Below are 14,367 nucleotides of genomic sequence, written 5' to 3'. Positions count from 1 at the left end.
AGTTTGGGAAATCGGTTTTTGATAAGGAATAAAATTACTTTTTACAAATAATTCTGTCTGGCACTTAACAAATCGCGGCAATACATTTATAATGGGACATAGTAACTGAAAACTCCTAATCAGAAAGAGAGTGGTAATATGGGCCGCAAATGGGCAAATATTAAAGAAAAGAAAGCATCAAAAGACGCAAATAACAGTCGTATTTACGCAAAATTCGGGGTTGAAATCTACGTAGCCGCCAAACAAGGCGATCCAGATCCCCATTCCAATCAAAAACTACGCTTCGTTATTGAACGCGCCAAAACATACAATGTTCCAAAACACATCATTGACCGCGCCATCGAGAAAGCCAAAGGTACCGGCGACGAGAACTACTCCGAATTGCGTTACGAAGGCTTTGGCCCCAATGGCTCGATGGTTATTGTGGATGCCTTAACAAACAATGTAAACCGCACCGCAGCAGATGTGCGCTCAGCCTACAGCAAAAATGGCGGAAACATGGGCGTAAGTGGCTCTGTGGCGTACATGTTTGATAATACCGCCGTATTCGGCATTGCCGATAAAGACGCCGACGAGCTACTTGAAACATTGATGGAAGCAGATGTGGACGTTCGCGATGTGGTGGATGAAGATGGCCAAGCGATTGTCTACGCAGAACCAGAAGATTTCCATAACGTACAAGAAGCATTGAAAGCCGCTGGTATTGAAGAATTCACCGTGGCCGAAATCGAAATGATTGCACAAAATGAAGTGACACTCGAAGAAGACGATTTAGCGAAGTTCGAGAAAATGCTAGATGCGTTGGAAGATTTGGAAGATGTGCAAAAAGTTTATCACAATGTGGATTTGGGAGAATAAGCTTTGAAAACATAAGTAAGCGCTATGTCTCGATAGAAAGACATAGCGTCTATTTATTTCTATAACCACTCATATAGAGTTGTTTTTGAATAACATTTAATGTAGAATAGAGTTTAACAAGTAAATGTTATGAGTAGTTGGCTAAATCCTTGCAAGATTGCGTGGTGATGCCTATGATTGTTTGTCCCTTCATTCGATTCGATATGAGTGGAGGTGATAATGTGGACGTTGGTACGGCAATAGAGTTGATGCTTCTGTTTGTTGGAGTTGTTCGAATGATCTATGAGTTACAACTCCAATATAAGAGTGAACAAAGTGAACGGTTAGTCCTTCGTGTACACCCTTGCCTTGTTAACTTACATGAAAAATAATCGAAAAAAATAAACTACTCTTTGGCATGGAAGGCTGTTGAGTAATTTATCTTTACAAAAATGGCCAATCATTCTTAATGTGACCTTGTTAGGAGAGTTATGTAACTAGCATAGCTCTCTTTTCAATATCATTATACCAATACATCATTCCTTTTGCAACACTAAAATCTATTCCATTCAAATTGAATCTCTAATTCTTTTGCAATTCCAACCCCTTACGATCAATTTGAATCCAATACTCAACAATCTTCCCATTCCTCACCAAATAAACAGCGCTGGCAATCTCGATGATCTCTTCCTCATTCTCATTCCTCCCAATTTGTCGCCACCTCACATACACCTTCGCCCCATCGGCAAGAACCTCTTGAACCTCCAATAAAAAGTCCCCATACTCATCCAGCATTTCCTGAACATGATCCGAGTAATCCTGCGATGAACGCGTGACACTATATTCATTTTCAGCTTGAACTTGGTGCGCGATGACCGTCTCTGCGATGAACTCTGACGCACGTTCTATCTCTTTCCCAGATCGCACAATCTTGAAAAATTCGCTTACAATCTCTTTTTCTTTTTTTATCATGGTAAAATTCCTCTCACAGATTGGATTTTCTACCGATTATAGCATATACTTTCGAATAGGCGTTTAGAATTTGGCTTGGGGAAATAGATTAATCAGAGGAGGATGAGAGATGGAGAAAACGGATAGACACAAAACACTGGCGCTAGTGTCCATTATGCTTGGCGCTTTTATATCTTTACTTGATACGACGATTGTCAACGTTGCTTTACCTGATATCACAACCGCGCTTCATGCAACAAGTGAATCAATCGAATGGATTATTTCTGGCTACGCGTTAGCCTTTGGTGTTGTACTTATTTTAGCCGGTCGCCTAGGTGATCGCTTCGGCCGGAAAAACCTTTATATCTTTGGGATTTTGCTATTTTTAATTATGAGTATTACGGCAGGTTACGCACAAACGGAGAAAAGTTTAATTATTTCCCGGGTAATACAGGGGCTTGCGGCTGGATTATTCTTCCCACAAATCAACGCGGTTATTATGGACTTATATAATGGCAAACAGCTCGGAAAAATCTTTGGGTTACTTGGATCGGTTGTAGGTGTGGCAACGGCAATTGGGCCGCTTGCTGGGGGCTTACTCATCGAATTATTTGGTCCTGCTAATGGTTGGCGCGCCGTGTTTTTTGTGAACGTGCCGATTGTTGTCGTGACGCTCATTCTGGCAATGCTTTACTTGCCAAAACATCAAGCGCCTAAAGAGAAGATCAAGTTCGATATTCCAGGAGTTCTCGGATTGACGCTTGCTTTGATGCTATTACTATATCCTGTTATTTCACGCGGTTCGAATGGGTTCCGAATGATTGACTATATCTGGATGGCGTCCTCGATACCATTCTTCCTATTATTGTATTGGTGGAGTGCACGCCAAGCAAAACGCGGAAATCAGCCTTTAATTTCACCAAACCTACTCAAAAATCAACCGTTTGTATCAGGAATGGTGCTTTCGCTCGTTTATTTCGCGGCATTTACGAGTATTTTCTTCATCTTGTCCATCACATGGCAAACCGGATTTGGCCAATCGGCGATATCATCTGGGCTTGCTATTACGCCATTTGCGATTGGAAGCGTGGTCGCAGCAGCCAACAGTAATCGATTTATTATGAAAATTGGGCGACGGCTTCTGCATCTTGGTGTGGTTTTTGTGATTATCGGATTATCAGCCATTTCCATCGTTTTTCACATGCATGATGGCATCTTTTCCGCATGGTGGATGACATTGCCGCTACTCATTGCTGGACTTGGAAGCGGCTTGATTATTGCACCGCTGAATAGTTTTACACTTTCGACAGTTATAGGGCCAGAGCGCGGCGGTGCAAGTGGGATGTTTAATACCGCTCAACGCGTCGGCTCATCGTTCGGGATCGCGATTGTCGGTTCGGTATTTTTCAGGACACTTAGCAATGCTACCGCGGGTACTTCACAAGCAAAAGCATTTTCGGATAGCCTGCAAACGAGTATATATGTGAATATCGCGTTGCTTGTAGTTTGTTTTGTGTTGGTGTTTCGATTGCCGAAGAAGGTGTAACTAAGAGCACAATGAAGAAGCCCATTTCAAAATTGCGAAATGGGCTTTTTGATACGCTTTACAAATCTGTGTACTTTTTATTACTACCTTTGCTACTTGCTATTGGATACTTCAAAGCGTTTTTTTGTAGCTTCTCTTCAATAATTTCGTGGACATCTAAATCTAGATCCGATGCAAGCATTAAAGAATATATGAGGATATCAGCGAGCTCTTCCTTCACGTTCTCCATATCTGCACTCAAGCCTTCTTCACTCGTTTTCCATTGAAAATTTTCTAGTAACTCAGCGGCTTCTAGTGAAATTGAAATCGATAAATCTTTAGGATTATGGAACTGCCGCCAGTCACGTTCTTCTCTGAAGTCATTTATTTTTTTTATCGTTTTATCCAATCCAAGTACCTCCTAAAAATCAATCGTATAGCGACATTAGTTTTTGGCGTAATTTGGGATCACTAGCATAAATATAGAGGCCATGAATTCCTCGTTTCATTAAGACATTGATTGAATTTAAAATTATTTGCTCTTTCAAAACCTCTATTTGATCTGCAGAAATATCATCCCGTGCCTTAAATGCCTCTGAATCTTTATAATTTGCTGTTAAAATCTCGAGTTGCCCCTTTTCAAAATTATACGATACAGATGGACCTAAAATCACACCCACATAATTTAAATCAAAGCCCTGAATCGTGTAAATTGAGCCGACTTCATTTATTGTATCCTCTACCTCAGCCCAAGTTTTTTTATAGTGCGTTCGATTCCACGGTAATTTAAGATGAGGTTCCTCAATATAATAGTCCTTTCCATCCTTTTTATGCAAGTAGTCAAAAGTTGATACAAGACGAGATAAGCCATATTTCTTATTTTTCTGCTTAATCTTCTGATACATTTCACCAGCATCCGAAAATATTTTGAGTTCAAAATTTTCCTGCCCTGCATTCGTAAGCGATTTGGGAAGAGGAGAAATTTGTTTGTTTGTAAAGTCATCCATCCAATTTAGAATATCTTCTTCCGCTCGAATGCGAAATTGATTCGTCAGCATTAGTACTTCGCTATGTATACCACGCTTTACATGATCAATTAGCTTTGTATCCCAGAAACTTTTGAATTTTAAAACTTGCTTTCTATCATACACAACAATTGTAACCTTACTTTGTTTGATGATTTCTTCTAGATGATTATCTTGATTAAAGTTGTTATAACTATCCTTTTTTGATAGCAATAGGTGTGCCTCATCAACGAAAACAATATCAGCAACAGATTTCTTTCCAGTCGTTTTCCGATTAACAAAACTTGTCGGTTTCATAAAATTCTTTTTCTTTAAGTTGGGCAACGTCTCTGAAATGTCTTTATATGTTTTCAGCATTTCTTGATGATTGACTAGTAAATAATTCTCTGTTCCGTATAGCTTAGAACCCTTATCCTGTGACAGATCTTGGATTGTATTAAAAGTCGAGCTTAAAACCACGCTTTTTCCAGTACCTGCATCCCCTTCAATAAAAAAGATGCTATGTTGCTCATCATCAATATGTTTTTTGCAGTAATCAATGATATGATATTTTAAATCCATTTGCTCTGCGGATAACTCTTTATAAGGTGATAATTTAAAAACATCTTTATTTTTTAGCTCTTCCAAAGACTCCCTAACAATATCTTGTGCGCGAAGCTCTTCCCAAATAGACTCAAAAAAGATTTGATCGTAGTATTCTTTATTGTAGTAATCATGCATTTTATTGTCCAGTGTCTGACTGATATTTTGTAGCTTATATTTCTTTTCTGCAATGAAGAAGTTGATAAGATTGGTCTCTACATTATATGTCGCTGATTGGTTGAACTTCTCGTTGCCGATAAACAACGCTGTTTTTAATATTTTCCGCTCAGCATTTTTCAAATGATCCTTCATTCTCCGTTGCAAATGGACTGTTTGACCGATATATGCGGATGGAGATTTGGCATCATTATACAGAATATAGACGATTGGATAATTGTTAAAATAAGCAGTGTCTATTTCTTGGATAGGCTCTTTTTCAAATTTTCTTATTTGGATTAGTTTTGAGTTCATGTTATTTCCCCTAATGGTCTGCCTGATTTCTATTTAAACCTTCCTTGTTAAGCATACAGCAGATTATTGAAAACCAGTTCAGCGCCTCTATTTTATTTGAATAACAATTGCTTTACTCTTATTATACCAAACATAGAAATATTGTCCTTCAATTACCATCCATTTCTCTTCGGGCACCACACACTTTGTAAATCCATTCACAAAAATGCTATAATAACTCCATCACAACCAAAAAAGGAGTTGACCACCCATCCATGTTTATTAACAAATACAAACCACTAAACCTCTATACCAATTTCGCGCAAGCCGCGGAGCGTTTTCCGGGTCAGGCGATCTACTTTGACGAGCCTCTCACGGCTTTCCCTGAACTTCAGCTACAGACTACATACCATGATGCAAAAAATGCCCTCATCACGAAGGCTGCTCAGCTTCAAAATATCGGTGTCAAAAAGGGCGAGAAGGTCATCGTTTATAAATCGGCCAAATTCGATACCTATCTTTTAGCTGTGGCTATTTCTTATCTCGGCGCGGTTCCAATCATGATTTCTGCGCACCTTCCTGCTGAAACAATGGATATCTTGGTCGCGCGGCTGGGTGATCCTTGGATGGTATTCGATGGGGGTACGGCGGCAAAATCACAAAGTTTGATAAACCTGCCTGCTTCGAAATTAATCGCGGTCGAGGAGATTCTCGCAACGACTTTTGATCAGCTTTGTGAGCAAGATTTTCTCACGCCTGACACGATTTCTTACATGACGCATACTTCTGGTACGACTGGGGTTCCGAAGCTTATCGCACACTCGGCGAACTCAATGGGTTGGCGCACGAAATGGCAAAAGAACATTTTGAGCCTCATCCGGAAGCGAGGCCTCGTCGCTTTTCATATTTCGCCAGTGCATTCGCGATTTAATATCGGGATTTCATCGCTGATGGCGAAAGGTTTTCCACTACTCCCAATCGCCAATCCAAGCCGGGCTAACATAACGAAAATCATGACGGAATACGCGCCGATGATTTTGGAAACGCATCCGAACCATTTTGTGCAATGGGCTTCACTTGCTCGGGAGAAACCGGAAGTTTTCCAAAGCGTGAAATACTATCATTCCACGTTTGACGCGATTAATAAGGAAACGATGGCGACTTTTTTGCGTTGTTCGAAATATCGTTTACCGGTCTTCTTGCAAGTTTACGGGCAGAGTGAGTGTGGACCAATGATTATGCGTTTCCATACGAAGTCCACGCTCAAACGGACGAATGCGCGTGCGATGGGCGTGGGAATGCCAGGTTTAACGAAGGCTCGGATTGTGGATCAGGACGGAAAGCCAGTTTCTGCCGGGGTTAGCGGGAATATCCAAATGTTCTCGAAAGGCCGGGCGCTGACGTATTACAAAGAAACCCCGCGTTTTGAGGAAAATGTCTACGGCGCTTGGTGGGATAGCGGCGATTACGGCGTCAAAAGTCGGCTCGGAGGCCTTTCCCTGCTTGACCGCCAAGTCGATCTCGTTGATAAAATCGACAGCACACTCGCAATTGAGGATGCCCTTCTTGATGAGCTGACTTTTCTAGATGAAGTCGTGATTATTCGAGGCAAAAATGGTAGTCCACAGCCGATTGTGGCGGTGAATGAGCGTGCGGAAATGAATTGGGATCTATGGTGGAAAAAAGTATCCGATTTACCGCACCTCAATGAACCAATCCTGATGACATATGATGAGATGCCACGGACGGCAACGATGAAAATTCAGCGCTTAGAGTTGGAACGTTTACTTCAAAATAGCGAAATTTAGACGTAAAAAAAGGATAGCCATTCGTCTCACTGAAATGGCTATCCTTTTTCGCTATTCCGTTTTCCTCTTGTAGATTTGCATCGAAGCTATCATCGCAACAATGAAAATCCCTCCGCACCACGCAATTGCCGTCCAAACTTCGCCGGTATTCACGTTTCCGACTAGGAGAGAACGAACACTTTCAATAATCGGCGTCATCGGCTGGTTTTCTGCAAATGCCCGCACGACTTTGTTCATCGAATCCGTTGGTGCAAAAGCCGAGCTAATGAATAGTAGCAACAGGATGAGATAGCTAAACGAAGCCGATCCTTCTGGGCTTTTTGCGAGCAATCCTGATATCACGGCAATCCATGTCATCGCCAACGTGAACAGCAGCAAAATCAAAATAACGACGAGCCATCCAACAAATCCTGCTTCTGGTCTAAATCCCAAAAGGAACGCTACCAAAACAATCACAAGCGTCGAAATCAAATTGAAAACAACGGACGTCACAACATGTCCCGTCAAAATAGACGATTTAGCAATAGGCATCGAGTGGAAACGGTCAATAATTCCTGTGGTAACATCATGGCTTAACCTTACCGCCGTATACGTCGTCCCCATCGCGATACATAAAAACATAATCCCCGGAACGACATAGTTAATATAATTTTCCGAACCTGTATCAATCGAACCTCCAAAAACATATACAAACATCAACATAATCATCAGTGGCATCGCAATCGTCGTAATGATCGTATCCGCACTTCGAAAGGCATGCTTCATGTTGCGCCCAACCATTACTTGCATATCATTCCAATTATTCCGCATCATGCTTCACCCTTTCTATCGATAATTGTGAGGAATACGTCCTCTAGTGTCGGCGATTTTTGCGAAAACTCAAGCACTGCAATATTCGCCGCTTCCAGCTTCCCTAAAATCGCCATTAATTGTGTCGTGCTACCATCAATCGTTACCGTTACCAACTGCTCATCCGCATTCAAAGTCGGATTGAAGTCAATCAGCGCCGCGTTTGCCGCCATAACCTCGCCTTCCTCTGCAAAACGCAATTCCAAATGACCGTTCGGCAACATCCGCTTCAACTCAGCAACCGTCCCATTTGCCACGATTTTACCATCATTCAAAATAGCAATCTGGTTCGCTAATTGCTCCGCTTCTTCCAAATACTGCGTCGTCAAAAATACCGTTGTTCCATTGCTCGCGAGCTCCCGAATAATTTTCCACATTGCTAAACGACTCTGCGGATCTAGCCCCGTTGTAGGCTCATCCAAAAAGATTACCTCCGGATTCCCAACCAAACTCATCGCAAGATCCAGTCTGCGTCTCATCCCACCAGAATACGTCGAAAGCGCCCGATCTGCGGCATCCGTCAAGCCAAACCGCGCTAACAACTCGTCCGCAATTCCCGCTGCATCTGGTAAATGCCGTAATTTCGCAATCAATCGCAAATTCTCGCGCCCAGTCAGAATCTCATCCACCGCCGCATTTTGCCCAGTTAAACTAATTGCCGCGCGCACTAAATTCGCCTGCTTCACGACATCCGCATCACAAATCTGTGCATCGCCACCATCCGGCTTCAAAAGCGTTGCTAGAATCCGAATTGTGGTTGTTTTCCCAGCACCATTTGATCCTAATAACGCGAAAACCGTGCCTTTTTCAACGTTGAAACTGATTTTTTTCAACACTTCCACATTTTTATAAGACTTCTCCAAATTATGGACAGAAATCGTATTTTGCACCATTTTACACACCTTCCTTTACATTAGAATTATCCCGCTAAGATCCGCTTTTCGATTCGTTTTCAAGCTTTCATAAGACGCCATATCCATTACTGCACCAGTGAAATCCGCACGTTTCACATAACTTCCTTTGAAAGAAACATTCTCAAACGTCGCATCCCGGAAACTCGCGCCAACAAGCCCCGTACTTCTGAAAATAGTACCCCTAAACACTTCACCGTCAAAGTTCATTTTTGATAAATCAGAATAACTAAAATCCGTTTGGTCAAATATCGCATTGGCAAAATTCGTCTTGCTCAAACCAGATTGTTTCAATTCAGCAAACGTCAAATCCGCGCCTTCAAACGACGTATGTGTAAGCTGAGAAGCATTAAATTTCGAGTTAGCCAAATTCGCATAGCTAAAATCTGCGCCTACTAGCAAGGCAACCGAAACATTAACTCCTTGCATAAAAGCGCCTCTAAAGCTCGGCGATCCCTCACCTTTTTTAGCGTACACACCTTTTAAAGAACCGTTATGAAACTCCGCCTGCTCAAAAGAAGCGCCAGTTAGATTCACATAGTCCAATTTAGCATCAATAAACACCCGATGATCAAAATTAACCCCAGCTAAATTAGAATGCTTAAAATTTATACTACGAAATTCGCCCTCATCAAACCGGCTATTTCTCAAATCAGAATTACTAAAATTAAAGCCTTCTAGCACTCTTCTTCTGATCGTTCCGTCATTGTTCGCTGCACGTTGCTTCGCTTCTTCAATTTCTTGCCAAACTGGATTATCTTCCAGTGACATCTTCCGCTTCACACCAATGCTTTCAATGACCTCTGAAATATCGCCTAGCGAATGAATCGTCAACTCATATGCTTCCTCGGTGTCATAGCCTTGCTCCTCTAACTCCCCGTATTTCTCTTGTAAATCATGCACAAGTTCTTCTTTCAGCTCGCTAATTTCGGCTGTATCTTCGTATGCACTGAATTGCCCATCAATATACCCAATTAATTTCTCATTCATTTTTCCTAACCTCTTTCCTCATAATAGTTGTTCGAGAATGCGTTTTGCCGATTCCCACTGCCGTTTATTTTCTGCGTATAGTTCCTCGCCTTTTTCGGTTAATGTATAATATTTTCGCCGTCCACCCTTGGTAGCATCGTCGCCCCAGTAAGAAGAAATACATTCCTCTTTCTCCAAACGCTTCAAACTGGAATACATCGTGGCTTCTTTCAGTTCATATTCCCCGTCTGAATTAAGATGAATCAATTTCAAAATGTCATATCCATATTTATCGCCGCTCATCAGTAACTTCAATATAATCGTATCGGTATGTCCTCTCAGTAGGTCAGAGGAAAGTTTTTTATCAGCCATGTGATCGCCTCCATGAGTATAATATACACCATATTACTATGACAGTCAAGGTAATAGATTAAACATGATACTATTACGCATTAAAAAACGCATACCAATCAAGGTATACGCTCAAAAAAATTCTTTTCTGTTAGCTCGTTACTTCAAGGCCAAAATAGTAGGTGACATAATAGTTTATATCCAGCCCCGCACTATAAAATTCTTTCAGTGTGTACATATATTTCCTCGGTTTAGACGGCACTTGAAATTGCCAAATTCCCGATTCTACCTCTTTCAGCGGAATTTTTATGACGTCTTCTCCAGATTCAGGAATCATTGTTAGCACCATATTACTCAAATATGCCGTTTCCATTATTCCTACCTTCACTTTCTCTTGAACCACGATTTGGACTTTCTCCGTGTTCTTTACTTGAACGATTGTTTGGTAGTTCAAAAAATCTTGCGGTGCAGGGTATTCCGCAGAGGCCGTCGCACCATTCCACTGAAAGTCCGTTCTCGAGGTTTTTATTTTCGTGCTCGGCGTTGATTTCAATGTGATTTTTGGCGTTGTTTGTTCTACCTGTTCCTCAATATCTGTGTAAAGGCCGCACCCAGCAAGGATTAATAAGCCTAGAATAAGGACTGCTATTTTTTTCATCTGTCGAATCCTCGTTTCCATTTAGTAAATACAAGCAATCGGTATTCCTTCCTAAAAATGAGGAGGAGGAACAAACCAATATTCCCGATTAAGGCTATGATTGTGAGCAGTGGTACAAAAATGATGGCGGTGATTGAAATCCAGATTTCCCATACAAACATCGCGATAACGAACAGGAAAGACAGTCGTTTTTGCTTCAAGATAAGGCTCGCCGCGATAATTCTAACTACACTAAAAACCAAGAATATCTCCGTTGTAAATACGAAAGAGTCAAGAATAAGGTTAATCAACCAGGAACTCGCGAATTTTGTTACCTGCTCATGAAAGGCGAAATCGATATAGTTACTAGCCATCTGATCGATGAATCCGCTTAAATATTTGGTAGCGACTTTTCCAAGAATAAAGAATAGGAGATAAATAATCATCTCAACGATAGAGTATGCGATTAGTAGCCAACAATTGATTTTAATGATTGGATCTTTTGTTTTCGTTGGTTGCATCGGACTATTCCCCTTTTATTTAGTATCTTCGTAAATTCCTTCCGTCGCTGATAAGTTGAAAGGCTCGGTGTTCCACGTAATCACGATTTCTTTTGCCAATTTCACCTCTACTTTTTCGACCAAATGCGGCATCGATGCGATGATTGCTGATTGGTCCGTCAAATCAATTAAAAGTGGCGCAGGGTCACCAAATTCCTTCATATCTAGAAAAATAGCAAGATTCCCGTCTTCCTCTTGATAAATGCGCACCCGTTTTTCCGAATGCACACGCCAGCCATGACTTACCATTGTTATCATATTAATTCTCCTCTCTCAGCGCTTACGAAAAGCATCTTGCCGTTCATGAAAAAAGCGTTCTAACAACCGCACATTCTCAAGCTCCGTCCAAGCACACGTTTGCAAGCCATCTCGGTCCAAATTGTAAATCGTCCCCGATAGTGCGCCCAATAAAAACGGCGAATGCGTCGCAATCACAAACTGACAATCTAAAAACCGCGCTGCTTGGTTGATAATTTCAGCCAATTTCATTTGATTTTCTGGTGATAGCGAACTTTCTGGTTCATCCAATAAATAAAACCCATCCGGCACAATATAATCCTCAAAAATCTGCATCGCCGTTTCACCATTAGAATATTTCTCCTGCGCAAACTGAAGGCGCTTGATTTCTTTTTTCATCGCATAAGATTCTCGATGCTCCGCGATTTCCTCCTTCGTTTGCCCTAGCCGGCCACGCTCATACATATAACCCTCACGCAAAATCGCCTCTTGCTGGATTTTCTTCACTTCATATAAAATATCCTCACTCTTAATATAGCGACTATTCGCCGGAATCGCAAGGTCACGAGTGCCATCTTCTGTGGTTCCATAACTCGCCTTACTTTCTGCCACATAATTTGAAAAATAATCAATCTTACTCCACGCTTTGTTCTGCTCAGCGCCTGCAACACCTAACTTCGTCGCCATGAGATTTAGCAATGTCGACTTACCAGAGCCATTATTCCCGTATAAAATAGTGATAGTATCAAAAATAAATAGCCCACCCGATTTCTCGCGCAAAATATTGTATGGATAAATATTCGGATTCGTAACAGAACCACTCGACAACTCGAAACATCTGACATATTGCATAGCCGGCACTCCTTTTTAGCTTTAAACCCATTATACCAAAAAAGCCACCCAAATTCCGAGTGGCTCATTTTATCCATTTTTACGTCAAATCAACAATCACTTTTACCGTTCCTTCTCCTTTAATCGCAACACGAAAGGCTTCTTCGATATCGTCTAATTTAAAAACTTGCGTCACCATCGTCGCGATATCGGTTTTCTTGTTGATAATATGATCGACTACTTTGCGAATATCACCATCTGTGTAGCCACTCGCGCCTTGAATGCTAACTTCTTTAGACATCACTTGTGCCAGACTCACAGGCACTTCAGCCTTATACACCGCGATAATCGAGATTTTTGCGCCTGGTTTAACGATTTTCATCACTTGCTCGAACAAAACTGGTGCACCCGCTGCATCGATGAAAATATCCACGTCAGGAACCATTTGCCCATATACATTTACTTCACCAAATTGCTCGCTTAACCCTGTCGCTAAATCTTGCTTCATCGTGTTTAAAACGCTCGCCCCAAGATGCTCGGCTTTCTGCAATCGCCAGTCGTTCGTGTCCACCACACAGACATTCGGAAATCCTTCTGCGATCAAGCTCGCCGCCGCAGACATTCCGATTGGCCCCGCGCCCAGCACGACAATTTTATCAGTCGGCTTTGGATTGGCGCGAAATGCCCCATGTCTCCCAACGCTCATCGGCTCCATTAATACTGCCGATTCTAGCGAACAATCCTCGCCCATATCATACAAATTATAGTTCAGCGCCGCGTCTTCAATCAACACATACTCTGAGAAACCCGATGCTTCAAGCGACTGCCGACGTCCCGCTCGTTTCGCCGTCACAGGATTAATCCCAACGATCATTCCTTTCGCAATATCATTCGCCACTGCCTCTCCAATCTCAACCACTTCACCAACCATCTCATGCCCAAACTCAGCACCAATGCTAATACCGCGATCCAAAGCTCCGCCTCTCACAATATTAATATCCGTGCCACAAATCCCCGCTCGAAGGTTCCTCACCAAAACGTCCTTTTCCCCAACCTGCGGAATTGCTTTTTCCTCTACTCGAATACCTTCTTTTCCATAATAAACTGCTGCTTTCATATGACATTCTCCTCATTTCTTATTTTATTTATGCGTTTTTTTATTCAACATCTCAAATATATTAGCGATGGAAATATAGAGTATCACCATACCAACGATCAATAATGTGATTTGAAATCCTAACATCACACCAACCTCCTTTTCAAAATCATATATATGCCGATAAAACCTGAAATTGTCCCGAAAAGGAGCCCAGAAATCATATTATAACCAACTGCATTCCCATCATAAGTAAAAGACAAGAGGGCAGCCTGCGTCAGAGCCAACGAAATCAAAGCCGATGCAAAATTCGTCAGTTTCACCGCTTCCATCATTAATTTCTTATCTTTTCGCGCGTTCACAATCCCTTGAATCGATAACACCAATTCCGTAAAGGTCACGGTCGCAATGATGACAGCGAGGTGCGGATCATATTTAATCGCCATATTGGAAATCGTCAACACACTGCAGAACACGATAAACATGATACTCGAAAACAAAATCATCCAACCAATGCTACGATACGATTTCCGCTGATCCATCTCGGTGATACTACTCATGCGATGCGTTTTCACGGCCAGATATTTCGCAACCGCCATCCCAATATTGAAAAAAGCATTGATAACGAGAATAAAAGACAGTGAAAATACACCTAAAACCATTTTCCCAATCGCTAGCATCGCGTTGAACGGCACGGCAATCGTTGTAAAATACATACATCTTGTATATCTGTCCCTCACATCCCCGC

The 14,367-nt window shown here is 41.7% G+C and carries 16 protein-coding genes; 3 read left to right on the top strand and 13 right to left on the bottom strand.

The window, feature by feature from the left end; translation table 11 throughout:
• Nucleotides 1-138 precede the first annotated feature (138 nt).
• Nucleotides 139-858: a YebC/PmpR family DNA-binding transcriptional regulator gene (locus HCJ54_RS11750; RefSeq protein WP_187137773.1), complete on the top strand. Its 720-nt coding sequence runs from the start codon at nucleotides 139-141 to the stop codon at nucleotides 856-858.
• A gap of 561 nt (nucleotides 859-1,419) precedes the next feature.
• Here the strand turns inward: HCJ54_RS11750 and HCJ54_RS11745 are convergent.
• Nucleotides 1,420-1,809: an ester cyclase gene (locus tag HCJ54_RS11745; protein ID WP_187137772.1), complete on the bottom strand. Its 390-nt coding sequence runs from the start codon at nucleotides 1,807-1,809 to the stop codon at nucleotides 1,420-1,422.
• Nucleotides 1,810-1,918: 109 nt separating this feature from the next.
• Between HCJ54_RS11745 and HCJ54_RS11740 the strand changes: the two genes are divergently transcribed.
• Entirely contained in the window at nucleotides 1,919-3,334 is a 1,416-nt protein-coding gene (locus HCJ54_RS11740) for an MFS transporter (RefSeq protein WP_187137771.1), read from the top strand.
• 58 nt (nucleotides 3,335-3,392) lie between these two features.
• On the opposite strand, the gene HCJ54_RS11735 is transcribed toward HCJ54_RS11740, so the two are convergent.
• Nucleotides 3,393-3,722, bottom strand: coding sequence for a nucleotide pyrophosphohydrolase (locus HCJ54_RS11735; RefSeq protein WP_185526079.1), 330 nt, complete (start codon nucleotides 3,720-3,722; stop codon nucleotides 3,393-3,395).
• A 19-nt stretch (nucleotides 3,723-3,741) separates the two neighbouring features.
• The gene (locus HCJ54_RS11730) at nucleotides 3,742-5,391 is read right to left on the bottom strand and encodes a DUF2075 domain-containing protein (protein ID WP_187137770.1); all 1,650 of its coding nucleotides are present in this window, start codon (nucleotides 5,389-5,391) and stop codon (nucleotides 3,742-3,744) included.
• A 254-nt stretch (nucleotides 5,392-5,645) separates the two neighbouring features.
• Between HCJ54_RS11730 and HCJ54_RS11725 the strand changes: the two genes are divergently transcribed.
• Nucleotides 5,646-7,178 (top strand): AMP-binding protein, encoded by a 1,533-nt coding sequence (locus tag HCJ54_RS11725; RefSeq protein ID WP_187137769.1) that lies wholly within the window; start codon nucleotides 5,646-5,648, stop codon nucleotides 7,176-7,178.
• A gap of 51 nt (nucleotides 7,179-7,229) precedes the next feature.
• Here HCJ54_RS11725 and HCJ54_RS11720 read toward each other — a convergent pair whose 3' ends face one another.
• From HCJ54_RS11720 to HCJ54_RS11675, 10 genes are all read right to left on the bottom strand, one after another.
• The gene (locus HCJ54_RS11720; RefSeq protein WP_185410960.1) at nucleotides 7,230-7,991 is read right to left on the bottom strand and encodes an ABC transporter permease; all 762 of its coding nucleotides are present in this window, start codon (nucleotides 7,989-7,991) and stop codon (nucleotides 7,230-7,232) included.
• Nucleotides 7,988-8,920, bottom strand: coding sequence for an ATP-binding cassette domain-containing protein (locus tag HCJ54_RS11715; protein WP_187137768.1), 933 nt, complete (start codon nucleotides 8,918-8,920; stop codon nucleotides 7,988-7,990). The genes HCJ54_RS11720 and HCJ54_RS11715 overlap by 4 nt, the downstream gene beginning before the upstream one ends.
• A 15-nt stretch (nucleotides 8,921-8,935) precedes the next feature.
• Nucleotides 8,936-9,928: a pentapeptide repeat-containing protein gene (locus tag HCJ54_RS11710; RefSeq protein WP_187137767.1), complete on the bottom strand. Its 993-nt coding sequence runs from the start codon at nucleotides 9,926-9,928 to the stop codon at nucleotides 8,936-8,938.
• Between the two features lie 18 nt (nucleotides 9,929-9,946).
• Nucleotides 9,947-10,279 (bottom strand): PadR family transcriptional regulator, encoded by a 333-nt coding sequence (locus tag HCJ54_RS11705; protein ID WP_036066021.1) that lies wholly within the window; start codon nucleotides 10,277-10,279, stop codon nucleotides 9,947-9,949.
• A 130-nt stretch (nucleotides 10,280-10,409) separates the two neighbouring features.
• Nucleotides 10,410-10,916 carry a hypothetical protein gene (locus HCJ54_RS11700; RefSeq protein ID WP_187137766.1) on the bottom strand — a complete coding sequence of 169 codons (507 nt, stop codon included), beginning with the start codon at nucleotides 10,914-10,916 and terminating at the stop codon, nucleotides 10,410-10,412.
• Nucleotides 10,913-11,416 carry a hypothetical protein gene (locus HCJ54_RS11695; protein WP_187137765.1) on the bottom strand — a complete coding sequence of 168 codons (504 nt, stop codon included), beginning with the start codon at nucleotides 11,414-11,416 and terminating at the stop codon, nucleotides 10,913-10,915. The genes HCJ54_RS11700 and HCJ54_RS11695 overlap by 4 nt, the downstream gene beginning before the upstream one ends.
• Nucleotides 11,417-11,431: 15 nt before the next feature.
• Nucleotides 11,432-11,713, bottom strand: a complete 282-nt coding sequence (locus tag HCJ54_RS11690) for a hypothetical protein (protein WP_187137764.1) — start codon at nucleotides 11,711-11,713, stop codon at nucleotides 11,432-11,434.
• A 15-nt stretch (nucleotides 11,714-11,728) separates the two neighbouring features.
• A complete protein-coding gene (locus HCJ54_RS11685) occupies nucleotides 11,729-12,544 on the bottom strand; it encodes an AAA family ATPase (RefSeq protein ID WP_187137763.1) in 816 nt (271 codons plus the stop codon).
• A 79-nt stretch (nucleotides 12,545-12,623) separates the two neighbouring features.
• Nucleotides 12,624-13,640: a zinc-dependent alcohol dehydrogenase gene (locus tag HCJ54_RS11680; RefSeq protein ID WP_187137762.1), complete on the bottom strand. Its 1,017-nt coding sequence runs from the start codon at nucleotides 13,638-13,640 to the stop codon at nucleotides 12,624-12,626.
• Nucleotides 13,641-13,765: 125 nt separating this feature from the next.
• Nucleotides 13,766-14,359 (bottom strand): hypothetical protein, encoded by a 594-nt coding sequence (locus HCJ54_RS11675; protein WP_187137761.1) that lies wholly within the window; start codon nucleotides 14,357-14,359, stop codon nucleotides 13,766-13,768.
• Nucleotides 14,360-14,367: the final 8 nt, after the last annotated feature.

This window comes from Listeria grandensis (genome assembly GCF_014322885.1).
Lineage (GTDB): Bacteria > Bacillota > Bacilli > Lactobacillales > Listeriaceae > Listeria_A > Listeria_A grandensis.
The sequence above is the reverse complement of the archived record's forward strand: the minus strand, read 5'-3'. Positions and strand labels throughout refer to the sequence as shown.